Genomic DNA, 22,626 nt, shown 5'->3' on the forward strand with positions numbered 1-22,626 from the left:
TGATGGCCCTGGCAATTTTTGATCTGGACGAAACCTTGATCCACGGCGACTGCGCCACCCTCTGGAGCGAGCAAATGGGCCGCCTGGGTTGGGTCGATCCCGAGTCGTTCATGCGTCAGAACAACGAACTGATGGACGCCTACAGCCACGGCAAACTGCGCATGGAGGAGTACATGGCCTTCAGTCTGGAGCCGATGATCGGGCGCACACCGGAAGAGGTCGATGATTTGGTAGGGCCTTGGGTGGAAGACTTCATCGAGCCGATCATTTTCAGTGACGCCACCAAAGCGATTGCCGGCCATCGCAAGGCCGGCGACCGGATTTTGGTGATTTCGGCATCGGGCACGCACCTGGTCAGACCGATTGCCGATCGTTTGGGCATTGACGAGATTCTCGGCATCGAGCTGGAAGTGGCACATGGGGTGTATAGCGGCAACACTGTTGGCACGCTGACCTACCGCGAAGGCAAGATCACTCGTTTGCTGGAGTGGCTGGATGCGGAAGAGGAAAACCTGGAAGGCGCGAGTTTCTACTCCGACTCACGTAATGATTTGCCGTTGCTGCTGAAAGTAGATTTCCCACACGTGGTAAACCCGGATCCGGTGCTGCTTGAGCACGCAGAAAAAGCCGGCTGGCCGATCCATATCTGGAAGTAGCCCATCCCCCTGTGGGAGCGAGCTTGCTCGCTCCCACAGTGATTTACATCAGGCTTTCGTTGATCAGCAACACCAACTTCCCCGACACCTTATTAGTCGCCAACTCCGCAAACGCCGCTTCGGCATCCTTGATCGGGAAGGTCTTGGCCAATTGCGGGCTCAAACGCCCTTCGGCAAACAGCGGCCAGACATGTTGGCTGAGATCGCTGAACAGATCCGCCTTGAACTGTTCGTCGCGACTGCGCAAGGTTGAACCCAGCAGTTGCACGCGCTTGGCCAGTACCTGCGCCAGATCCAGCTGCGCCTCACGACCGCCCATCAGGCCGATCAGCACCCAACGACCATCGCGCGCCAGCAGTTTCAGATTCAACGCGGCGTAGTTGCCACCCACCGGGTCGAGAATCACATCGAACGGCCCCAGGTCGCTCAAGCTGTCCAGATCCCCGTTGCGCACGACCCCGCCTTGCGCCCCCAGCGCTTCGCAGTAAGCCAGACGCTCGGCGGAGCCGACGCTGACCCAACACGGGTTACCAAACGCCTTGCACAGCTGAATGGCAGCTGAACCGATTCCACTTGCTCCGGCGTGCAGAAGAACTTTCTCACCCGGCTTGAGCGCAGCCAGTTGAAACAAATTCAGCCAAACGGTCGCATACACTTCTGGCAGCGCTGCCGCCTCTGCCAGGGACAAACCTTCGGGAACCGGCAACACATGCCGTCCGTCGACAACTACCTCCTCGGCCATCCCGCCCCCGGCCAGCAAGGCGCAGACTCGATCCCCGACTTGCCAGGACGAGCCCGGCCCCACCTCGCTGATCACCCCCGAACACTCAAGACCCAGTACCTGACTGGCTCCCGGCGGTGGCGGATAAAGACCCGCCTTCTGTAACAAATCGGCGCGATTGAGACCCGCAGCCGCCACTCGAATCCGAACTTGTCCTACATCACATGTAGGACTGGGCTCTTCCACCCACTCCACTTGACCTTCAACGCCTTGCAATGCTTTCACAGTGCCTCCATAGTGAGTCTGGACTGAGCCCGTTGCTGTAGCGCCGGGCTTTCTTGCATTTTTTGACCGGCCCTTTGTGGAACCGGCGACTTCAAAGACGGCCTAATATGCGTGATCAATTGTCCCCGCGTCGAATCAGCATGAAGCATTTTTTCCCCAGCACCGCCCTAGCCCTATTCATTGGTATCGGCCTGTTGCCGATGTCGACCAATTCGTTTGCAGCCAATAGCTGGGACAAGCTTCAGCCTGATCGTGACGAAGTGATCGCCAGCCTGAACGTCGTCGAGTTGCTCAAGCGCCATCACTACAGCAAGCCGCCGCTCGATGACGCGCGCTCCGTGATCATCTATGACAGCTATCTCAAGCTGCTGGACCCGTCGCGCAGCTACTTCATGGCCAGCGACATTGCCGAATTCGACAAGTGGAAAACCCAGTTTGACGACTTCCTCAAAAGCGGCGACCTGAATGCCGGGTTTACCATCTACAAGCGCTACCTGGACCGCGTCAAAGCGCGTCTGGACTTCGCCCTTGCCGAGTTGAACAAAGGCGTCGACAAGATCGACTTCACCGCCAAGGAAACCTTGCTGATCGATCGCAAGGACGCCCCTTGGCTCAAGTCCACCGCAGAACTCGACGACTTGTGGCGCAAACGCGTCAAGGACGAAGTGCTGCGTCAGAAGATCGCGGGCAAGGACTCCAAGCAGATTCAGGAAACCCTGACCAAGCGTTACAAGAATCAAATGGCGCGCCTGGACCAGACCCGCCCGGAAGACATCTTCCAGGCGTACATCAATACCTTCGCCATGTCCTACGACCCGCACACCAACTATCTGTCGCCGGATAACGCGGAAAACTTCGACATCAACATGAGCCTGTCCCTCGAGGGCATTGGCGCCGTGTTGCAGAGCGACAACGACCAGGTGAAAGTCGTGCGTCTGGTGCCTGCCGGCCCGGCCGACAAGACCAAACAAGTCGCACCGGCCGACAAGATCATCGGCGTTGCCCAGGGCAATAAAGAAATGGTCGACGTGGTCGGCTGGCGCCTGGACGAAGTGGTCAAGTTGATCCGTGGGCCGAAAGGCACCGTGGTGCGCCTGGAAGTGATCCCGGCCAGCAATGCGCCGAATGACCAGACCAGCAAGATCGTCCCGATCACCCGCGAAGCGGTGAAGCTTGAAGACCAGGCGGTGAAGAAGTCGGTCCTCAACCTGAAACAGGACGGCAAGGACTACAAGCTCGGCGTCATCGAGATCCCGGCCTTCTACCTGGACTTCAAGGCTTTCCGTGCTGGCGATCCGAACTACAAGAGCACCACTCGCGACGTCAAGAAACTGCTGACCGAGTTGCAGAAAGACAAGGTCGACGGCGTGGTCATCGACCTGCGCAACAACGGCGGCGGTTCCCTGCAGGAAGCCACCGAGCTGACCAGTCTGTTCATCGACAAAGGTCCGACCGTTCTCGTGCGTAATGCCGATGGCCGGGTCGATGTGCTGGAAGATGAGAACCCGGGGGCCTTCTACAAAGGGCCGATGGCGTTGCTGGTCAACCGCTTGTCTGCCTCGGCTTCGGAGATTTTTGCCGGCGCCATGCAGGACTATCACCGCGCGTTGATCATCGGCGGACAGACCTTCGGTAAAGGCACCGTGCAGACCATTCAGCCGCTGAACCATGGCGAACTGAAACTGACCCTGGCCAAGTTCTACCGGGTTTCCGGCCAGAGCACCCAGCATCAGGGCGTACTGCCGGACATTGATTACCCGTCGATCATCGACACCAAGGAAATCGGCGAAAGCGCCTTGCCGGAAGCCATGCCGTGGGACACCATCCGTGCGGCCATCAAGCCTGCGGTCGACCCGTTCAAACCGTACATCGCGCAGCTCAAGTCCGAGCATGACGTGCGCTCGGCCAAAGACGCCGAGTTCGTGTTTATCCGCGACAAGTTAGCCCTGGCCCAGAAGCTCATGGAAGAAAAAACCGTCAGCCTCAACGAAGCCGATCGTCGCAAGCAACATACCGACATCGAAGCCAAGCAACTTGCCATGGAAAACATCCGTCGCAAGGCCAAGGGCGAAGAGCCGCTCAAAGAGCTGAAGAAAGAAGACGAAGACGCGATCGCGGCCGAGCCAGACAAGACCAAACCAGAAGACGATGCCTACCTGAGCGAGACCGGGCGGATTCTGTTGGATTACCTGAAACTCAATACCGCGGTAGCCAAGCACTAAGTTGTTACAGGCAAGATGATGGCAATTTAATGCTGACGCTCTCCGGGGCGTCATCAAACAGTCATCATTCTGTCGTGAAATAAAGGACTGGGAGCCCTCTTTATCCAAGAGAGTGCTCCCAGTCCTTTTTTATCGCCAGAGAAAGCCATGACCACCATAGAACAGCTGAGTGCCTTGAGTTCCATACTGGCTCAAAGCGGTTTGCACAGTTTGTTCCAGCCGATCATTTCCCTCTCTGAGCGACGCATTCTCGGTTACGAAGCCCTCAGTCGGGGCCCCTCCAACAGTCCGCTGCACTCCCCCCTCGCACTGTTCGCCGTCGCCCGTCAGGCCGGCCGCCTGAGCGAGCTGGAAATCGCTTGCCGTCAAAGCGCCTGCCGACGCTTCAATGATCAGCAACTCCCCGGCAAGCTGTTCCTCAACGTTTCCCCTGAATCCCTGCTCGAAGCCGCCCACCAACCCGGGCGCACCCTGCAACTGCTGCAGGATTTCGGCATACCGCCGAGTCAGGTGGTGATCGAACTGACTGAACAGACCCCGACCGACGATTTCGAGCTGCTGCAAGCCGCGCTGCATCACTATCGAGCGATGGGATTTTCCATTGCTCTGGATGATCTGGGCGCAGGCTATTCGAGTTTGCGGCTATGGTCTGAATTGCGTCCGGACTACGTGAAGATTGATCGGCACTTCATCGACGGCATTCACCAGGACGCCCTCAAGCGCGAATTCGTCGGCTCGATCCTGCAAATTGCCAAAGCCTCACGGGCGCAAGTGATCGCTGAAGGTATCGAGCTGCCGGAAGAACTCGCGGTGCTGACCGAGATGGGCGTGGATCTGGTTCAGGGTTATCTGCTCTGCCGCCCCCAGGAACATCCACCTCGTGATGCCCGAGCCCTGATGCCCAAACGGGAAAGCACAGCGGTGGCGTTAAATGATGAAGTCAGCGACCTTAGCGCTTTGCTCAACGAACAACCGGCAGTGGGTCGCGATACCCCGACCGCCACCGTCCTGGAAGCCTTTCGCCGCCAGGCCAACCTGAACTCCCTGGCGGTGCTCGACGGGCAAGGTCAGCCCTGCGGCATCGTCCACCGGCATTCGCTCTCCGATGCACTGCTCAAGCCTTTTGCCACCGACCTGTTCGCCCGCAAGCCGATCAGCCGTTTAATGAGTGATGACTTCCTCGCCGTTGAGATGAGCCAGTCGTTGCAACAAGTGAGTCGCCTGATCACCAGCCGCGCGCGGCAGCGCATCGAAGAAGACTTCATCATCACCCTCAACAGCGGTTACCTGGGACTGGGCCGAGTGATCGACGTACTCAAACTGATTACCGAACTGAAGATCCAGCAAGCCCGTTACGCCAACCCGCTGACCCTGCTGCCGGGCAACGTGCCGATCCAGCAATGCCTAACGCGGCTACTGCAACAGCAACGGGAGTCGGTGATCTGCTACGTCGACATTGACAGTTTCAAACCCTTCAACGACATCTACGGCTACGGCCGTGGGGACGAAGTCCTGCTGTGCCTGGCGCAATGCCTGAATGATCGCGTCGACCCTTCCCGCGACTTTGTCGGCCATATCGGCGGCGATGACTTCCTGCTGGTACTCAGCCCGGAAGACTGGCGCAAACGCTTGAACCAGCTGCTGGATGACTTCCAGAGCCAATGCCGACGCTTTTATCGCAGCGAACACCTGGAAGCCGGCTGCTTCATCGCCCCAAACCGCCAGGGTGTGCGCCAGGAGTTTGCATTGCTGTCACTGTCGATCGGCGTGGTGCATTTACATCCACAGGCCTGTGGACAACTCGATGCAAGCCAGTTGGCGGAGATGGCATCGCAGGCCAAGCATCACGCGAAGAATGTGCCGGGGTATAGCGTGCATGTGATCGATAGTCTGGCGGTGCCGGGGCAGCACGAGGAGTTGTTCATAGGGCATCGTTGATAGAACTGACGCTATCGCGAGCAGGCTCGCTCCCACAGGGGGTTACGTTGAGTCACGCCAATTGTGTGCCCGCAACAGATCCAGTGTGTGAGCGAGCCTGCTCGCGATGACGCCGGTTCTGCCAACTCAGATTGAGGGCGGTGCCTCGGAACCGCGAGACGCCAACTCTTTCAGTTTAAGCTCGGCCAGCGGATGCCCAGCCTTCGCAGCAATCTCCCAAAACCGCGCAGCTTCAACCGCATCCGGCGCCTTGCTCGGTGTTCCGGCGATACTGATCACGCCAACTTGATACGCCGCCTTGCCATCCCCCGCCAACGCCGCCAGACGCAGCAACCGCACTCCCTCTTCGCGAGCTCCAAGGCCGACGCCGCGAAAGGTCAGGATGTGGCCGTAGAAGCTCTGGGCGCCAACATCACCCAGGTTAGCCATGCGTGCGAACTGGCCTTCGAGCCAGCTCCAGCCACGCGGTTGGCGCACAAACCATGACCAGTGAAACAAGCGGCGAGCCAGCCAGTAGCTGGCCCGTGCATTGATTCTTAAAAACACTCAGGCCTCCGCCGATTCCGGGTACTCGTATTCGAACACCCGTACCACTTCCGAGGCATGCCAGGACGCTGCGGCAACACCATCGGACGGCCCGGAGAAACGTCCCAGACGCTCGACACATTCAAAGAACCCAGTACGCGGCAGGCGACTGGCGCCCTGGCTGATCACCAGTGAGCTGCGCAGCGGCTGCTCGGCCTTGGCGTCCAGCGCGGCCAGATGCTCCAGGGCCGCCGTCAGGGTTAGCATGGCCGGTGTGGGAAGTTGCAAACGTTCGAGCAACGCCCGGTATGTCAAAAGATGTCGCTGACGGCGCGCCTGATCCAGTTCACCCAGCAACCCGTCCCAATGTTGACGACTGATGCGTACGCTCACGATTCATCCCTCCACCCAGGCACCGTCAATTCCCAGGCCAGGCTGCGGCGAATCGCAGCGTCGGGTTGACGCTCGCCACTTTCGATCAAGGCCAGATAAGACGGGCTGATGCCTACCGTGCGGGCCAACGCCTCAATGGCGATGCCCTTCCCTTCGCGCAAACTGCGTAGTTGATCCAGACCCGGAAGAATCTGGTCTGGTGTTGCTGCGTGACGCTCTGGGGCGACCCGCGGCGGTTGTTCATTGATGCCTGCTGCTTTTAGTAGAGCCTGATACTGAGCCCATGGCAGAACTGCATACTCGGGCTCTCCTTCGCGTGTAATTATCTGAATATCCATGACTACCCCGTAGGACAACAACACTTAGCGAGTCGGCACTTTTCCCTAGAAGTGTAATCCTAACAGCGGCCAAGGTCGCGGGGGTATCAATCTATGGATGAGACTGAATCAGTTCAGTTTTTTTTCGGACCCTGAAGTTGAAGTAGTTCCGGGGTATCGGGCAGGCGTTCGACCACTGCAAGCTTTTCTGGCAACTGACGCTTGCGCCAGGCGCGGAAGGCGTTGAGTTCATCGTCGAGGACTTTCATCAGCCAGGCCAGCACCGCGATGTCATCGAGCATGCCGAACACTGGAATGAAGTCAGGAATGGCATCCACCGGACTGAGGAAGTACATCAGGCCTGCCACCACCGATATCAGCGCTTTGGGGCTGATGGCCCGATACTCACCGCGCCAATACGCCAGACAGAGTGCCTGCAACAGACGCAGATCATCCTTGAGCTTGCCCAGCCGGTTACCCTGGCTGGCTCCTTTGCTGGCCACCGCGAAGAGTAAGGTCGGCAAACGTCCACGCGCCAGCAGGCGTCCGGCCAGAGGCAGGAAACGAGCGAAACTCCAGGGTGTTTTCATCATTTCCTCCCACTGAAATGTTATCCACACAAATTGTGGATAACCTTGTGAACAGAGCTGCTTTTCACGGCTGAAAGCCCCGTTTCATAAGGGCTTAACTCAGATCGGGCGTTTTTTACTCACATAAAAAAACCCAAGATTTCATTGACTTGGCGCTCTGGCGCGGCTAGTGCGGGCGCCCTCAATGGCTATGACTCCAGCCTACAGCATCCGTTCGCTTTGTTTACCTTCGCTGAACGCCAGATGCAACAACGCCCCGCACAAGCGGGGCGTTGTTTTTAGAGCAGACGCTGATTACTTGGTAGCGGCGTCTTGTTTTGCTGGATCCTTGATTGCCAGCAGTTCCAGGTCGAATACCAGCACCGAGTTGGCTGGAATCGCCGGGCTCGGGCTTTGGGCCCCGTAAGCCAGTTCGCTAGGGATGTACAGTTTGTACTTCTCGCCAACGTGCATCAGTTGCAGACCTTCGACCCAACCCGGAATCACACCGCTGACCGGCAGATCGATCGGGCTACCACGCTCGACGGAACTGTCGAAAACGGTGCCGTTGGTCAGGGTGCCGGTGTAGTGAACGGTCACTACGTCGGTCGGCTTAGGCTGTGCGCCATCGGCTTTCTTGACCACTTCATACTGCAGGCCCGAAGCGGTGGTGGTTACACCGGCTTTCTTGGCGTTGTCTTCGAGGAATTTTTTGCCGGCGGTTGCCGACTCTTCGCTCATTTTGGCCATACGCTCTTCAGCACGCTTTTGCAGTGCTGCGAAGGCTTCGACCAGTTCGTCATCCTTCAGCTTCTGTTCTTTCTTGCCGACGGCATCTTCGATGCCTTGGGCTACGGCTTTGGAGTCCAGATCATCCATGCCTTCCTGAGCCAGGCTCTTGCCCATGTTCAGGCCAATCCCGTAGGAAGCTTTTTGCGCCGGGGTTTTCAGCTCTACGCTGGTCTGCGAATCACAACCCGCAAGTACCAGGCTAACCAGGGCCACCGCCGCCGCCAACCGATGCTGTTTCATGCTATTTCCTTGTTCATGCGCCTAAAGGGCAATCGAATAAAGCCGCGAGCTTATCAGGCGGCCACGACCAATGGCTACCGGCATGAGAGCAGGAAACCTCTGATAAGTTCAGGTGTTTTAACGCATTTCGGGAATGGGCTGATGAAGCATCTGTCATCTTGCGCTCACAGAGACCGATAGCAGAGCCCCAGCTTCTGGCGTAATGGCCACTTGCCGCACTTCAGGTACTAAGGCATAAGGGAGCTATAAATCGACAAGGACGTTTATCTTGCGCCTCTTCTTCCGCTTGCTGGTTCTGCTCGCACTCCTGCTGGGGTTGGGCCTCGCCCTGGTTCTGTACTACGTTGCCAACCCGAAACTGCCGGCCTGGTCACCTGTGCAGCAGGTGCACTACCTGGAGCAATGGAGCGCCGCCGACCGCGAGATTTACTACTTCACGCCCCAAGGCACTCAGGTCAAAGGCTTGCGCTATGACTGGTTCAAGGCCCTCGAATTGCCGTTCTCGCAACAGCGATTCGCCGCTCCCGAATACCTCGCCCGCTTCGGTTTTCTGATCGACCCCAGCCAGAGCCCCACACCGAACAACCCCGGCAATCTGCCCGTGGGTTTTGCCCGTCATCAAAACCCTGGAAGCCAGGACGAGTTTCTGGACATTACCTGCGCTGCCTGCCACACCGGCGAACTGCGCTTTAACGGCCAGGCCGTGCGCATCGATGGCGGTTCGGCGCAACACGTTCTGCCATCCAGCGTTCCTACGTTGCGCGGCGGCAGTTTCGGACAAGCGCTGGTAGCGAGTCTGACGTCGACTTACTACAACCCGTGGAAATTCGAACGTTTCGCACGCAACGTATTGGGCCAGGACTACGATGCCCGGCATCAACAACTGCGCAAAGACTTCAAAGTCTCTCTCGATACCTTCTTGAAGGTGGCCTGGAACGACACCCATCGCGGGCTCTATCCCACTGAAGAAGGCCCCGGCCGCACCGACGCTTTCGGGCGCATTGCCAACGCCAGTTTCGGCGATGCGATTTCCCCCGCCAACTACCGTGTGGCCAACGCTCCGGTCGACTATCCGCAACTGTGGGACATGTGGACCTTCGACTGGGTGCAGTGGAACGGTTCGGCGCAGCAACCGATGGCACGCAACATCGGCGAGGCCTTGGGTGTGGGCGCCACGCTGAATTTTTTCGACGCTAACGGCCAACCGCTCAAAGGTGACGCTCGCTATCCGTCCAGTGTCCGCTTGCGCGACCTGCACCTGATCGAACAAACCCTGCAACGGCTTAAACCACCTGCGTGGCCGGAAGAACTGCTGGGCGCCATCGACAAAACCCAGGCAGCAAAAGGTCGCGTATTATTCACCGAGAACTGCGCCGGCTGCCATGTACCTCGATCGGTCCAAAGCGACGGGCGCTGGGTGCAACATTTGAAAATGCTGCCCGTGGAGTTCATCGGCACAGACCCGGGCGCGGCCAATAACATCGCCGACCATCGCTTCGACCTCACAGCCTTGAAATGGGACCCGGCAGAGCTGGCACAACTGGATGTGCAATTGCAGCCGACGCCCACTGAATCGCTGGATTTGAGCAAGCTCTCATCGGCCAAAGGGTTGGCCTACGTCACCGCTTTCGTCGGAAACCGGGCCTACCGTGAAGCAAACATTCCTACCGCCGAACGACCGGACATGGATGGCTTCAGCCTGCCGATTGGCGTGCGCGAATTGCGCGCCTATAAGGCGCGACCACTAGCGGGAGTCTGGGCGACCGCACCGTTTCTGCATAACGGTTCGGTGCCGAGCATTTATCAGCTGCTCTCGCCCCAGGATGAACGTGCAACCACCTTCTACAAGGGCACTTTCGAGTACGACCCGAGTCACCTCGGCTATCGCACCGAGGCTTTCACCAATGGATTTTTGTTCGACACGCGCATCACCGGCAATCACAACAGCGGCCATGAATTCCGGGCAGGCAAGCGTGGCAACGGCGTCATCGGTCGCCTGCTGCAACCGGAAGAGCGCTGGGCGCTACTGGAGTATCTGAAAGTGTTGGGCGGTCCATTGGAGGCACAATTGCCATGAGCAGACTCTGGATGCGTTTTGGCGCTTTTCTCGGCAAAACCCTGCTGTGGTTGCTGGGCCTTGGATTGCTCGGTTGGGCGCTGGCCACGGCGTGGTTCGCCTGGCAGCACAGCGGCCCGGTTTCGGCTGAAGAACTGATTCCGGATGGCGAATCCGCGATGACCCAAGACATCATCCAGACGGCCGTGCGCATCGTCGATCAGCACCGTGAAAGCACCCGCTACCTGCGCGACGCCCATGCCAAGGCCCATGGCTGCGTGAAGGCCGAGGTTCAGGTGCTGCCGGATCTGGCGGGCGAACTGCGTCAGGGTGTGTTCAGCGAACCCGGCAAAACCTGGCAAGCGACGATGCGGCTGTCCAACGGCAATGCCTACCCGCAGTTCGACAGCATCCGCGATGCACGGGGCATGGCGATCAAGTTGCTCGATGTGCCCGGTAAACAACTGCTGCATGATCAACAGAGTCGCGGTGAACAGGACTTCGTGATGTTCAGCCATCCGAATTTCTTCGTCAGTGATGTCGCCGAGTACCGTCAGAACGTAGCCGCACAGGCTGACGGCAAGAAGCTGACGGCGTTCTTTCCGGGTTGGAACCCACGGACCTGGCAGGTTCGCCATCTGTTTATCGCGCTGGCGACACTTTCACCCGCCCCGGAAAGCCCGACCCAGACAACTTACTTTTCGGTTTCGCCCTACAAATTCGGCGAAGCCAATGCCAAGTTCCGTGTCATGCCCGATCTGAAAAGCTGCCTGACCTACAGCTTGCCCGCGCAAAACCAGAAGCTGCCGAACTTCCTGCGCAATGCGCTGAACCAGCAACTGTCGACCGACCGGATGCCGGCCTGTTTCGTCCTGCAGATACAGCGCCAGGACCCGGCCAAGTACATGCCGATAGAAGACACGAGCATTGAGTGGCAGGAAAGCGATGCCCTGTTCGAGACCGTGGCGCGAATCAAAGTACCCGCCCAGGACTTCGATACGCCTGCGCTGAACGTGCAATGCGATAACCAGTCGTTCAACCCGTGGTTTGGCCTTGAGGCTCATCGCCCCGTTGGCGGCATCAACCGGTTGCGCAAAGCCGTGTATGAAGCGGTGAGCGATTACCGGCACAGCCGTAATGCTGAGTAATCACTGCATCGCCTCCGGATCGACGGCCACGACGGTATCGGGAACGCTAACCTTACCGGCCCGTGGCCAGACCTTACTCGTATAAAGGACACCCAAGGCCCCGGCAGCCGCCACCCAATCGACGAACGCCCTCGGACTTATGTCACCCCTCACTATTTTCTGCTCTATGTCTTGCTGACCATTGGTATACAGATCCAGCTTCGCCCTCAGCTCCATTACTTTCTCGGACTCCGGTTTGGCAAAACGTAATACCGCCCCATCGGGCGTGCATAGAAACAGGCGATGATGAGGCGCAACGGCAACCCGGCCAAGACCGACTCGCATGTCCGCGGGAGAGAAGAAGTTTTTATAAAGCTCGACATCTGTGGAGGGCAGTCGGTTTACCGGGACCGGATTCATCGAGTGGTAGAAACCGTGAACGCGAAATGTTTCCGGGAGCAGTGGATTACCGTGGTGATCCTTCGGAAAGAGAACTTCCCGATTGAACGTGGCGTAATCGCTTGCAACAGGAACGGTGACGACAAAAATTTCCTGCGTTTTATGCTTGAGAACGATGCCGACCTGCTGCTGTGTGGACGATAGCTTTTGCATTTTCGTATGAAGATACCGAGCGACTTCCCTGGCATCCTTGAGGATCGGCCCACAGACCGGCATCAGACCGATCAGCGGATTTTGCTGCAATATGTCCTTCCTCCAGCTGGCTTTCAGCTTGCCCCTTATCCTCCAAAGACTACCTGGTACCACCGTGACGACCTCACCGGCTGCCACAGCCAACAAAATCAGAATGCTGCCTGGCACTGCACCTCTTTCATACAAGCTCTCGAAGGATTGAAGTCTGCCATCGGGCTTTCTCCCAAGCTCGCGTGACAACTCCTGCTCGAACTGTGAGTCCTTTGAGGTGTAAGAGATCAGGCCGCCATCACTTCCAGACAAATAACACCTGGAGAATTTTCGACGCCGGGTCATCACTTCGAACAAGTCGGGAACCGAAAAGAACAGCTTTCGCTGGATCCACTCTACGTTGCTTTCCTCCAGACCTCTGAACTTGTCGGCATGGGAAAGCATGCGCGCTTCGATGATGTATCCGTTCGGAACCTCCAGCTCACCCTTTACATTCACGGATACGGCTAACGCAAAGTTCGGGCTTACTTGTGCGTCAGTAGTTTCATCGGAGTACATCGCCTCGGCGGCACAAAAGAAGTGACCTTCCTCGTTTTTGAGGATAAACCCGGAGAACTCGGCGCCTCGTTGGCCTTGCAGCGATTCGTGCAAAAAGGCAGCGGCGTCATCGCAGGTTACGAAAGCCGGATTCGGCGTAAGGATCGAGCCGGTAGAGGGAGACAGAACATCAACGTCGGAAGGGTTGGACTTCATGATTACAGGCTCTCGGTAGACAATGAACTTGCTCCATGACAGGAGTTTGTCATGGAGAACGTTGCCCATTGTCCGAAAGCTGCGTGCCTGTCAGGCACTACATAGTTATATCCACTCAACGCAGAATCACTAAACCCCAGACAGCAAAAAGCCCGCATTAAGCGGGCTTTCTGTGGTGACCTGGCGTTCAGCGCTCCAGGTGACCGAATATGGCGCAGCGGACGGGACTCGAACCCGCGACCCCCGGCGTGACAGGCCGGTATTCTAACCGACTGAACTACCGCTGCGCGAAACTTTGAAAGTAGTGGTGGGTGATGACGGGATCGAACCGCCGACATTCTGCTTGTAAGGCAGACGCTCTCCCAGCTGAGCTAATCACCCTTTACCTTCGCTGCGGGGCGCATTGTGCCACAGTTTTTCATAACATGTTGATTTAATTGATAAATTTATCAAAAAATCTGAAATCCCGTAAAACGATACACCCTGCAGGAACTACAGACAGAAAAAAACCCGCGTTAGCGGGCTTTTCCGTGGTGACCTGGCGTTCAGCGTTCCAGATAACCGAATATGGCGCAGCGGACGGGACTCGAACCCGCGACCCCCGGCGTGACAGGCCGGTATTCTAACCGACTGAACTACCGCTGCGCGTAACACTGGAAGCGAATGGTGGGTGATGACGGGATCGAACCGCCGACATTCTGCTTGTAAGGCAGACGCTCTCCCAGCTGAGCTAATCACCCTTCACTTTCGGTGTGGCGCGCATTCTACGGAGCGACCACATCTCTGGCAAGCACTTTTTTAATTAATTTTTTCAGGCCTTCCAAAGGCTTAGAGAAGGGTTGGCCTATGGCGCTACGAAGAGAATAATGCCCCCCTTTGTATAAAGGAGAGACTCGCCCCATGTGGTTCAAAAACCTGCTTATCTATCGCCTGACCCAAGATCTGCCTTTTGATGCCGAGGCGTTGGAAATTGCACTGGCCACCAAACTGGCGCGTCCATGTGCAAGCCAGGAGTTGACCACTTACGGTTTCGTCGCGCCATTCGGCAAGGGCGAAGAGGCTCCGCTGGCGCACATCAGTGGCGACTTCCTGCTGATCGCCGCCCGTAAAGAAGAACGCATTCTGCCGGGCAGCGTCGTGCGAGACGCGGTGAAGGAAAAGGTCGAAGAGATCGAAGCCGAACAAATGCGCAAGGTCTACAAAAAGGAACGCGATCAGATCAAGGATGAAATCATCCAGGCCTTCCTGCCGCGCGCCTTTATTCGTCGTTCGTCGACTTTCGCTGCTATCGCGCCGAAACAGGGCCTGATCCTGGTTAACTCGGCCAGCCCGAAACGTGCTGAAGACCTGTTGTCCACCCTGCGTGAAGTCATCGGCACGCTGCCGGTACGTCCGCTGACCGTGAAGATGTCCCCTACCGCGACCATGACTGAATGGGTCACCACCCAGAAAGCCGCGGACGATTTCTTCGTGCTGGACGAGTGCGAGCTGCGTGATACCCACGAAGACGGCGGCATCGTGCGTTGCAAGCGCCAGGACCTGACCAGCGAAGAAATCCAGCTGCACCTGAGCACCGGCAAAGTGGTCACTCAGCTGTCGCTGGCCTGGCAAGACAAGCTGTCTTTCGTTCTTGACGACAAGATGGTGGTCAAGCGCCTGAAGTTCGAAGACCTGCTGCAAGACCAGGCGGAACAGGACGGTGGCGAAGAAGCCCTCGGCCAACTGGACGCCAGCTTCACCCTGATGATGCTGACCTTCGGCGACTTCCTGCCGGCGCTGGTTGAAGCGTTGGGCGGCGAAGAGACTCCGCAGGGGATCTAAAGGCTGGTGATTGCTAATGTGGGAGCGGGCTTGCTCGCGAATAGGGACTGACATTCAGCGATGATGTTGACTGTCAGGACGCCTTCGCGAGCAAGCCCGCTCCCACATTGGGCCTGCGTAATTTTCGAATACGAATAACAAGGATCAGGCCATGCGTGCACTGGCTGCTTTGAGTCGTTTTGTCGGCAACACCTTCGCTTATTGGGTACTGATTTTCGCCTTCGTGGCGTTCCTGCAACCGACCTGGTTCATCGGCCTGAAGGGCGCGATCGTGCCGCTGTTGGGCCTGGTGATGTTCGGCATGGGCCTGACCCTCAAACTCGAAGACTTCGCCGAAGTCGCTCGCCATCCATGGCGCGTGGCCCTGGGCGTGGTTGCGCATTTCGTGATCATGCCCGGTGTGGCGTGGTTGCTTTGCCAGGCTTTCCACTTGCCGCCGGAGATCGCTGTCGGCGTCATCCTGGTCGGCTGCTGCCCTAGCGGCACCTCGTCGAACGTGATGACCTGGCTGGCTCGCGGCGATCTGGCGCTGTCGGTGGCCATCGCCGCTGTCACCACCCTCCTCGCCCCGCTGCTGACCCCGGCGCTGATCTGGCTGCTGGCCTCAGCCTGGTTGCCGGTGTCGTTCATGGAGCTGTTCTGGTCGATCCTGCAAGTGGTGCTGTTGCCGATCGTGCTTGGCGTGGTTGCCCAGCGCCTGCTGGGTGATCGGGTTCGCCACGCGGTGGAGGTGCTGCCACTGATCTCGGTGGTGAGCATCGTCATTATCGTCACAGCCGTGGTGGCCGCCAGCCAGGCGAAGATTGCCGAATCCGGCCTGCTGATCATGGCCGTGGTGATGCTGCACAACAGCTTTGGCTATTTGCTGGGATACTTCACCGCAAGGCTGTTCAAATTGCCACTGGCCCAGCGTAAATCCCTGGCGCTGGAAGTCGGCATGCAGAACTCCGGGTTGGGTGCGGCCCTGGCCAGTGCGCACTTCTCACCACTGGCGGCGGTGCCGAGTGCGTTGTTCAGCGTCTGGCACAACATCTCTGGTGCGCTGCTCTCGACGTATTTCCGCCGGATGAGCGAGAAAGAAGATCGGGAAACTGCGGCGCAGCAGGCTATCGACTGATCCGAAAACTTGATCCCCGGGTTAATGATGGGCACTCTATTGCAAAACGCGAGGACGACCTCGCGGCTCGATCGAGTCATTAATCTGGGGACGACCCCGTCAATCGATGGAGGTCTTTCATGTCCTGGATCATTCTGTTTTTCGCCGGCCTGTTCGAAGTTGGCTGGGCCGTCGGCCTGAAATACACCGATGGCTTCAGCCGCCCTCTCCCCACCGCATTGACCGTTGCCGCCATGGCCATCAGCCTTGGCTTGCTGGGCCTTGCCATGAAGGAATTGCCGCTGGGCACGGCCTATGCAATCTGGACGGGTGTCGGTGCCGTCGGGACGGTGATCGCCGGGATCATTCTGTTCGGTGAATCCATGGCACTGTTCAGACTGGCCAGCGTGGCATTGATCATTTCCGGGCTGGTCGGGCTGAAGATCAGCGCCTGACTGTTTGCTGCCATTACGAAAAAGCCCGCTCCCCCATCGATACAGACAAGGGGAGCGGGCTTTTTCAATGGCGCGTATTAACCGATCAGCTCTCGGCCAGCGCCATGCGTTCACGCACGACAGGAGCCTTTTCCGCATGCTCAAGCTGCATGCAACGCTCCAGGAACAGGAACATATAGTCGTAGCTCTTGCAGACGGCCTGACGCAATTCCACTTGCAGGGATTTACTTGGGTTCATACCCGCCAGCGTGCAGATGATTTCCAGCGCTTCCCACGGATGGGCATCGTCGTACTGGGCATGCATTTTTAACCACTTCATGGCCCGCTTGCGATCTTCCTCCGGGAATGAGGCCGCGTAGACGCCACTGGAACAGACCAGCGCCGACCACTCGCCGGTCGCACCTTCAATGGCGTAGTTGGTGGCAGCGACGGCAACGATCAGCGAATCCGCTGAACTGGTGTGCCAGCACCAGTGGCTCAAGGCGTGAAGTTCAGGGGCAACCTTTTGCGCTTGCAGATCTTCCAGGCTGACACCATGAGCACGGCTCCAGTGCACCCAGTAATCGGCATGGTTCAACTCGACGCGAATGTTACGCATCAACCAGCGACGCGCCATGTCTTCACCTGGATGGCGGGCAAAGCGAGTCTTGGTCAGGTTCTGTGCCATATATAACGCGAACTGTTCGACTACCGGCCAGCCACCAATCAGGTACTGGCGCATGGTCTTTGCACTGAGTTTGTTATCACGCAGACGCTGATACAGTTCGTGTTCGACAACCCGGCGTTTGCTCTCGCTGCAATCCTGGATCAGGCGTTGAGCCCAGTCGGGATAACTTGCAGCTTCCATGAGTGGTCCGGTTCGGTTAAATGTGTCGATCACTGTCGAGCTCCTTTTGATTGTGATTATAAGGATCAGCAAGAGATTTCAACGGAACGTGCCAGGCGCCTTGAATAACAAAGGCTGAGGCCTGGCTGGACGACTTTGTAAACTGTCGCAGGTAAACAAATGCGGGCGTTCAATAACATACCCTTGAGCGTAATCCACCCCGATTTCCAGCAATGCCTGCTCGATCTGGGGTGTTTCAACAAACTCGGCAATCGTACGCTTACCCATAACATGACCGATGTGATTGATCACTTCGACCATGGCGCGGTTAATCGGGTCGTCCAGCATGTCCTTTACGAAACTCCCGTCGATCTTCAGGAAGTCTACAGGTAAATGTTTCAAGTAGGCGAATGAGGACATTCCGGCGCAAAAGTCATCCAGTGAAAAATGGCAACCTAAGCCTTTGAGTTCATTAATAAATCTGATTGCACTTCCGAGATTGGAAATAGCACTGGTTTCAGTGATTTCAAAACAAATCATTTCAGGCGGTATGGAGTAAGTAACAAACTGTTCACGCAGGAAGTGCAGAAACGCCTCATCTCCGATAGTTGTGCCTGACAGATTAATCGCACACATGGCCAATGGTCCTTTGTGCTGTTCGGCTATGCATTGGGCAATAATTTTGAAAACGTTCTGCACAACCCAGCGGTCAAGGGACGTCATCAGACCATAACGTTCGGCAGCCGGAATAAAGCTGTCGGGCAGAATCATCCGTCCGGCTTCGTCATGCAGGCGCAACAGAATTTCGATATGTCCACCGCCCTTTTCTATATGTCCAAGGGGTGCGATTTCCTGGGCATACAGACAGAAGCGGTCTTCTTCCAGCGCCATGTGCAAGCGTTGCACCCAAGCCATCTCACCGAAGCGCAGGGACAGCTCCGAATCGTCGGCGTGATAGACCTGAACCCGATTACGGCCTTTCTCCTTTGCCATGTAGCAAGCCATATCAGCAGCACGCAGCGAGGCTTCGAGAGTGGTCGGATTCTGAGTGACGTGAACCAGTCCGATGCTCACAGTGGTCACGAACGGTCGGCCTTTCCAGACGAAGTGCAGGTTCTGCACGGTCTGACGCAGACTTTCAGCGATTTTCTCAGCGGCTTCCGGAGCGCAGTTCTCCAGCAGGATGCCAAACTCGTCGCCACCCAGGCGGGCCAGGGTATCGCCTTCGCGCAAACCGGATTGCAACAGAGCGCAGATATGCCGCAGCAACTCGTCGCCCGCCGCATGGCCGCAGGTATCGTTGACCAGTTTGAACTGATCCAGATCGAGGAACATCAAGGCATGGCGCCCCGACTGCCGCGCCAGGATGTGCAGCGCCTGTTCCAGGCGATATTCGAACTCGCGGCGGTTGGCGAGCCCGGTCAAGGCGTCATGGGTCGCCTGCCAGGACAGATTGGCAATGTATTGCCGCTCCTGGGTCATGTCGTGCAATACCAGCACGGTACCGCTGACCTTGCCGGCATTGCGGATCGGCGCACCGACCAGGGTGACCGAAACCGTGCTGCCATCCAGGCGCTGGATCAGTTTTGAGTGTTCGCTGCCTCCACTGAGTTGTCCGCTCAAAATGTGCTCGATCAACGTGAAGCCATCGGCCTGAGCGCTCTCGTCCAGCAGATTGAACAGCGCCGCCAGCGGCAAACCCGTCGCCTGCTCGGCCTTCCAGTGGGTCAGCGCCTCGGCGGCCGGGTTCATGTAGGCGATCGCGCCGTCGACATTCGTGGTGATCACGCCATCGCCAATCGATTGCAGGGTGATCTGCGCCCGGTCCTTCTCCAACTGCAGGGCCTCGGCGAACGCATTGCGGTGCTTGAGCAGTTTGTGGGTGCGCATCAAGGCCAGCGCAATCAAGCCCAGAGCGGTGGCGAGGTTGGTCACCAGCAGCAGCCGCAGGATCACCCGTGAACCTTCGCCCAAGGCATCGCTGAAGGCTTTCGCCGCCGGTGTCACACCCTCGTTGATGGCGAATATCTGGTCTTTCCAGCGCTTGATGTCAGCCTCGGCGGCCTGATTGACAGGTATGTGCTGATGCATTTCCTTCGCAACGTCATCGAGTTGCACCAGATACGCGTCGCCCACCGTCCAAAGGTCGATAGCTTTTTCGAGGTAACTGAAGTGCCGGAAATTGAGGTAAAGCCAGATCACACTGGAGACGTCATCCGGGTGGTTACCTCCCTTGAGGATCGCCACCCGCGCCGCTTCGATATTAGGTGGCCGATGATCCAGCGCCACACGCAACTCGTGGCCCCCCTGCGGTACGGCAATGGCGTTCTGGTATTTGAGGAAAATCGTCTCGTCGCGGTTGTCGGCGTAGAGATTGAGGTAATAGATGGCGTCTTTTTGGCCTTTGGACCACAGGCTTTCACCGGCAACGTAGCCGCGAACCGCCGACAGAACATACAGGCTGACACCGCCCAGCAAGGCTTGAAATAACACGACGGCAATAAATGGCCAGACGATGCCTAACAACCGTGGCGTTCCGAGAGTCCGCGCTTGATTCATGAGGTCCCTTGTTTTAGCACTGCCAGATCATCATCCAACGTGATCGCTACAGCTAGACTAGGGTGCGTTCTTGATCCCGGCAAGCGAGTACCCACTACCGTTGCGGGGAAGTGTCTATAAGTCGCTGTTTTTTTGGAGCCCGGCAGACAAACAAAGCGAACAACAGCTCAGTGCGCATTGGCTAGTGCTGCTGCAAATGCCCATAAAGCTTGGCGTACAACCCCCCATCAGCAATCAACTGCTGATGGTCACCATCTTCGGCAATTTGCCCGCCATCAAACACCAGCACCCGATCAGCCTGCTTCACCGCGGACAAACGGTGCGCAATGATCAGCGTGGTGCGGTTGCTCAAGAACCGCGCCAACGCCTGGTGCAGGTTGTATTCGGTGGCGGCATCCAGCGCTGAGGTGGCTTCGTCGAGGATCACCACCTTGGGCTCGGCCAGGACCATCCGCGCAATCGCCAGGCGTTGACGCTGGCCGCCGGACAAGCGCACGCCGGAACGTCCGACGATGCTGTCCAGGCCATTGGGCAACTCACGAACCGTGTGGTGCAGCTGAGCAATCTCCAAAGCCTGCCAGCAGGCTTCGTCGCTGCGTTCGCGGCCCATGGTCAGGTTGGCGCGAATGGTGTCGTTGAACAGCGCCGGATGTTGCAGGACCACGGCGACGTTCTCCCGCACGGTTTCCAGGCCGATCTCTTGCTGGGTCGAGCCGCCGAAGCGGATCGTCCCGGCGAGCGGCGTGTACAGGCCCAGCAGCAACTGCACCAAGGTACTTTTGCCACCACCGCTGGCGCCGACAATCGCGACTTTTTCGCCGGGGACGATCGACAGGTTCATCTGGTTCAACACCAGCTCGTCGCCGTAACCGAAACTCAATCCCTGGACTTCGATGCCAACGGTTTCGCGACCGTTGAACGGGTCGACACCGCCCGGGTATTCAGGCTCATCGGCCCGGGCCAGCAACTCGTTGATCCGCGAAAGTGCGCCGCCGGCCGCGTAATAGGCGTACTGCAGATTCAGCAGCTGTTCCACCGGACCGATCATGAACCACAGGTAGCTGAACACCGCCAGCATCTGGCCGATGGACAGGTCGGAAAACAGCACGGTGAGCATCGCCGCCGCACGGAAAATATCGATGCCGAACTGGAACAGCAAGCCGCTGGCACGGTTCGAGGCATCGGTTTTCCACTGCGAGTTCACCGCGTAATCGCGCACTTCCCGGGCTCGCTGCCCCAAGCGACCGAGGAAAAAACCCTGACGGTTACCGGCGCGCACTTCCTGAATGGAGTCGAGGGTTTCGGTCAGCGCCTGGGTGAAGCGCGAGGTGCTGTCGTTCTCGAGTTTCTTCAGGTGTTTGACCCGTTTGCCCAGCAGTACCGTGGCGTAGATCACCAGTGGGTTGAACAGCATGATCAGCAGCGCCAGCTTCCAGTGCATCCAGATAAGAATGCTCGCGGTGCCGACCAGCGTCAGCATGGCCACGAGGAAGCGACTGAGGGTTTCGCCGACGAATTTGTCCACGGTGTCCAGGTCGGTGACTAGGTGCGTGGTGACCGTGCCGCTGCCCAGGCTTTCGTATTCGCCCAGGGAAATGCGCTTGAGCCGTTCGATCAGCCGTGTGCGAATGCGATACACGATGTCTTTGGCCAGTGCCGCAAACAACTTTGCCTGAACCACGTTGAAGAACAAGGCGCCACAGCGTAGCAACAAAGTCACCAGCAGCATCAGGCCGATGTAGCCCGCCGCTTTTTGCCAGTCGTCGGGCAGCGCGTGGTTCATGATCTTCAGCGCGGCGTCGCCGTGGCCCAGTAGCACTTCGTCCACCAGCAACGGCAGGAGCAAGGGAATTGGTACGCTACACAGGGTTGCCAACACCGCCACGCCGTTGGCGATCCAAAGGGATTTCTTGTGATGCAGCGCCAGGCGACGGATTTCCGCCCAGCTCAGACGGTCGACACGCGAAGCAGGTGGCGCGTCGTCGGGCGAATCATGCACAGGCAGCGCGCTCCAGCCAGCGGCCGAGCAACGGAGACAATACGCTGAGCGGCTGATAGCCATTGGTCAACAGCGCCAATTGACCATCACGCTCAGCCAGCAAGGTAGGGAAACCGGCAATGCCCAGGTCCTGGACCCAAGTGAAATCGGCCGCCGTCGCAGCGTGCTGATCGGCACGGTCGAACGCGGCGGCGAACTCGATGCGCGGCAAACCGGCCTGCTCCGCCAGCTCAACCAGAACACTGGCGTGAGTGACGTCGCGACCTTCGGCGTAAAACGCGTGCTGAATCAGCCCGAGCAGTTTCCACGCGCAATCCGGCGCCAGGTTGCGCGCGGTCACCAGCGCCCGACAGGCAGGTTCGGTGTCGTAGACAAAACCGTCGGGCAATGCGCCTTCCAGCTTGAACGGTTGGCCAGTCGCCTCGGTGACCGCCTGCCAATGCTCAAGGATGTAGCGCCGGGTGGTCGGCTCCAGCGCGGAACCGCTGCCGGTACGCAGACCGCCCACCACCAGGTGCACGTCCACCCCCGCTGCTTGCGCCTGCTCGACCAGCGCGTTGGCCACCGGCGCGAAGCCCCAGCACCAGGAACACATCGGGTCCATCACATAGAGCAGGCGTTGCACAGACATGGT

The 22,626-nt window shown here is 58.0% G+C and carries 19 protein-coding genes and 4 tRNA genes; 8 read left to right on the top strand and 15 right to left on the bottom strand.

Features of this window, described 5'->3' with window-relative positions:
* The first annotated feature begins 2 nt into the window (after positions 1–2).
* Positions 3–656 carry an HAD family phosphatase gene (locus FQ187_RS09505; RefSeq protein WP_149629263.1) on the top strand — a complete coding sequence of 218 codons (654 nt, stop codon included), beginning with the start codon at positions 3–5 and terminating at the stop codon, positions 654–656.
* A 43-nt stretch (positions 657–699) separates the two neighbouring features.
* On the opposite strand, the gene FQ187_RS09510 is transcribed toward FQ187_RS09505, so the two are convergent.
* The gene (locus tag FQ187_RS09510) at positions 700–1,662 is read right to left on the bottom strand and encodes a zinc-binding dehydrogenase (RefSeq protein ID WP_149629264.1); all 963 of its coding nucleotides are present in this window, start codon (positions 1,660–1,662) and stop codon (positions 700–702) included.
* A 140-nt stretch (positions 1,663–1,802) separates the two neighbouring features.
* On the opposite strand from FQ187_RS09510, the gene FQ187_RS09515 reads away from it, so the two are divergent.
* Together FQ187_RS09515 and FQ187_RS09520 are read left to right on the top strand one after the other, a co-directional pair.
* Positions 1,803–3,884, top strand: a complete 2,082-nt coding sequence (locus FQ187_RS09515) for a carboxy terminal-processing peptidase (RefSeq protein WP_178122694.1) — start codon at positions 1,803–1,805, stop codon at positions 3,882–3,884.
* A gap of 147 nt (positions 3,885–4,031) precedes the next feature.
* Positions 4,032–5,822, top strand: coding sequence for a bifunctional diguanylate cyclase/phosphodiesterase (locus FQ187_RS09520; RefSeq protein ID WP_149629266.1), 1,791 nt, complete (start codon positions 4,032–4,034; stop codon positions 5,820–5,822).
* 126 nt (positions 5,823–5,948) lie between these two features.
* Here the strand turns inward: FQ187_RS09520 and FQ187_RS09525 are convergent, their stop codons facing one another.
* The 5 genes from FQ187_RS09525 to FQ187_RS09545 all read right to left on the bottom strand — a co-directional run bounded on the left by FQ187_RS09525 (position 5,949) and on the right by FQ187_RS09545 (position 8,658).
* The gene (locus FQ187_RS09525) at positions 5,949–6,368 is read right to left on the bottom strand and encodes a sel1 repeat family protein (protein WP_149629267.1); all 420 of its coding nucleotides are present in this window, start codon (positions 6,366–6,368) and stop codon (positions 5,949–5,951) included.
* Positions 6,369–6,740, bottom strand: a complete 372-nt coding sequence (locus FQ187_RS09530; protein ID WP_046049139.1) for a hypothetical protein — start codon at positions 6,738–6,740, stop codon at positions 6,369–6,371. It lies immediately after the preceding gene.
* Positions 6,737–7,078 (bottom strand): helix-turn-helix domain-containing protein, encoded by a 342-nt coding sequence (locus FQ187_RS09535; RefSeq protein ID WP_149629268.1) that lies wholly within the window; start codon positions 7,076–7,078, stop codon positions 6,737–6,739. The genes FQ187_RS09530 and FQ187_RS09535 overlap by 4 nt, the downstream gene beginning before the upstream one ends.
* 113 nt (positions 7,079–7,191) lie before the next feature.
* Positions 7,192–7,647, bottom strand: a complete 456-nt coding sequence (locus FQ187_RS09540; protein ID WP_149629269.1) for a YkvA family protein — start codon at positions 7,645–7,647, stop codon at positions 7,192–7,194.
* Between the two features lie 294 nt (positions 7,648–7,941).
* Positions 7,942–8,658 carry an FKBP-type peptidyl-prolyl cis-trans isomerase gene (locus FQ187_RS09545; protein ID WP_149629270.1) on the bottom strand — a complete coding sequence of 239 codons (717 nt, stop codon included), beginning with the start codon at positions 8,656–8,658 and terminating at the stop codon, positions 7,942–7,944.
* A 268-nt stretch (positions 8,659–8,926) separates the two neighbouring features.
* Between FQ187_RS09545 and FQ187_RS09550 the strand changes: the two genes are divergently transcribed.
* Both FQ187_RS09550 and FQ187_RS09555 read left to right on the top strand, forming a co-directional pair.
* Positions 8,927–10,735 (top strand): di-heme-cytochrome C peroxidase, encoded by a 1,809-nt coding sequence (locus FQ187_RS09550; protein WP_149629271.1) that lies wholly within the window; start codon positions 8,927–8,929, stop codon positions 10,733–10,735.
* Positions 10,732–11,862, top strand: coding sequence for a catalase family protein (locus tag FQ187_RS09555; RefSeq protein ID WP_149629272.1), 1,131 nt, complete (start codon positions 10,732–10,734; stop codon positions 11,860–11,862). The genes FQ187_RS09550 and FQ187_RS09555 overlap by 4 nt, the downstream gene beginning before the upstream one ends.
* On the opposite strand, the gene FQ187_RS09560 is transcribed toward FQ187_RS09555, so the two are convergent.
* The 5 genes from FQ187_RS09560 to FQ187_RS09580 form a co-directional block, all read right to left on the bottom strand.
* Positions 11,863–13,236: a hypothetical protein gene (locus tag FQ187_RS09560; protein ID WP_178122695.1), complete on the bottom strand. Its 1,374-nt coding sequence runs from the start codon at positions 13,234–13,236 to the stop codon at positions 11,863–11,865.
* Positions 13,237–13,446: 210 nt separating this feature from the next.
* A tRNA-Asp gene (locus FQ187_RS09565) sits at positions 13,447–13,523 on the bottom strand.
* Between the two features lie 18 nt (positions 13,524–13,541).
* A tRNA-Val gene (locus FQ187_RS09570) sits at positions 13,542–13,617 on the bottom strand.
* A 187-nt stretch (positions 13,618–13,804) separates the two neighbouring features.
* Positions 13,805–13,881: transfer RNA gene (locus FQ187_RS09575), tRNA-Asp, on the bottom strand.
* Between the two features lie 19 nt (positions 13,882–13,900).
* Positions 13,901–13,976, bottom strand: a tRNA-Val gene (locus FQ187_RS09580).
* Positions 13,977–14,136: 160 nt separating this feature from the next.
* Here FQ187_RS09580 and rdgC point away from each other — a divergent pair.
* The 3 genes from rdgC to sugE all read left to right on the top strand — a co-directional run bounded on the left by rdgC (position 14,137) and on the right by sugE (position 16,608).
* On the top strand, positions 14,137–15,057 hold the full coding sequence (rdgC, locus tag FQ187_RS09585; protein ID WP_149629274.1) for a recombination-associated protein RdgC: 921 nt from the start codon (positions 14,137–14,139) through the stop codon (positions 15,055–15,057).
* A gap of 151 nt (positions 15,058–15,208) precedes the next feature.
* Entirely contained in the window at positions 15,209–16,174 is a 966-nt protein-coding gene (locus tag FQ187_RS09590) for a bile acid:sodium symporter family protein (RefSeq protein WP_149629275.1), read from the top strand.
* Positions 16,175–16,293: 119 nt separating this feature from the next.
* Complete coding sequence (sugE, locus tag FQ187_RS09595; RefSeq protein WP_008151200.1) at positions 16,294–16,608, top strand: quaternary ammonium compound efflux SMR transporter SugE; 315 nt, start codon at positions 16,294–16,296, stop codon at positions 16,606–16,608.
* A gap of 85 nt (positions 16,609–16,693) precedes the next feature.
* On the opposite strand, the gene FQ187_RS09600 is transcribed toward sugE, so the two are convergent.
* The 4 genes from FQ187_RS09600 to FQ187_RS09615 form a co-directional block, all read right to left on the bottom strand.
* The gene (locus FQ187_RS09600) at positions 16,694–17,455 is read right to left on the bottom strand and encodes a TenA family transcriptional regulator (RefSeq protein ID WP_371925530.1); all 762 of its coding nucleotides are present in this window, start codon (positions 17,453–17,455) and stop codon (positions 16,694–16,696) included.
* A gap of 78 nt (positions 17,456–17,533) precedes the next feature.
* A complete protein-coding gene (locus tag FQ187_RS09605; protein ID WP_149629277.1) occupies positions 17,534–19,993 on the bottom strand; it encodes an EAL domain-containing protein in 2,460 nt (819 codons plus the stop codon).
* 181 nt (positions 19,994–20,174) lie between these two features.
* On the bottom strand, positions 20,175–21,992 hold the full coding sequence (locus FQ187_RS09610) for an ABC transporter ATP-binding protein (protein ID WP_149629278.1): 1,818 nt from the start codon (positions 21,990–21,992) through the stop codon (positions 20,175–20,177).
* Positions 21,985–22,623, bottom strand: coding sequence for a DsbA family protein (locus FQ187_RS09615; protein WP_149629279.1), 639 nt, complete (start codon positions 22,621–22,623; stop codon positions 21,985–21,987). Before FQ187_RS09615 ends, FQ187_RS09610 begins: the two co-directional genes overlap by 8 nt.
* Positions 22,624–22,626 lie beyond the last annotated feature (3 nt).

This window comes from Pseudomonas sp. ANT_J28 (assembly GCF_008370005.1).
In the GTDB taxonomy this organism is placed as follows: domain Bacteria; phylum Pseudomonadota; class Gammaproteobacteria; order Pseudomonadales; family Pseudomonadaceae; genus Aquipseudomonas; species Aquipseudomonas frigoris.

Coding starts and splice junctions, on each gene's coding strand:
- FQ187_RS09505 (WP_149629263.1), top strand. CDS start 3: ATGGCCCTGGCAATTTTTGATCTGGACGAAACCTTGATCCACGGCGAC.
- FQ187_RS09515 (WP_178122694.1), top strand. CDS start 1,803: ATGAAGCATTTTTTCCCCAGCACCGCCCTAGCCCTATTCATTGGTATC.
- FQ187_RS09520 (WP_149629266.1), top strand. CDS start 4,032: ATGACCACCATAGAACAGCTGAGTGCCTTGAGTTCCATACTGGCTCAA.
- FQ187_RS09535 (WP_149629268.1), bottom strand. CDS start 7,078: ATGGATATTCAGATAATTACACGCGAAGGAGAGCCCGAGTATGCAGTT.
- FQ187_RS09540 (WP_149629269.1), bottom strand. CDS start 7,647: ATGAAAACACCCTGGAGTTTCGCTCGTTTCCTGCCTCTGGCCGGACGC.
- FQ187_RS09545 (WP_149629270.1), bottom strand. CDS start 8,658: ATGAAACAGCATCGGTTGGCGGCGGCGGTGGCCCTGGTTAGCCTGGTA.
- FQ187_RS09555 (WP_149629272.1), top strand. CDS start 10,732: ATGAGCAGACTCTGGATGCGTTTTGGCGCTTTTCTCGGCAAAACCCTG.
- FQ187_RS09560 (WP_178122695.1), bottom strand. CDS start 13,236: ATGAAGTCCAACCCTTCCGACGTTGATGTTCTGTCTCCCTCTACCGGC.
- rdgC (WP_149629274.1), top strand. CDS start 14,137: ATGTGGTTCAAAAACCTGCTTATCTATCGCCTGACCCAAGATCTGCCT.
- FQ187_RS09590 (WP_149629275.1), top strand. CDS start 15,209: ATGCGTGCACTGGCTGCTTTGAGTCGTTTTGTCGGCAACACCTTCGCT.
- sugE (WP_008151200.1), top strand. CDS start 16,294: ATGTCCTGGATCATTCTGTTTTTCGCCGGCCTGTTCGAAGTTGGCTGG.
- FQ187_RS09600 (WP_371925530.1), bottom strand. CDS start 17,455: ATGGAAGCTGCAAGTTATCCCGACTGGGCTCAACGCCTGATCCAGGAT.
- FQ187_RS09605 (WP_149629277.1), bottom strand. CDS start 19,993: ATGAATCAAGCGCGGACTCTCGGAACGCCACGGTTGTTAGGCATCGTC.
- FQ187_RS09615 (WP_149629279.1), bottom strand. CDS start 22,623: ATGTCTGTGCAACGCCTGCTCTATGTGATGGACCCGATGTGTTCCTGG.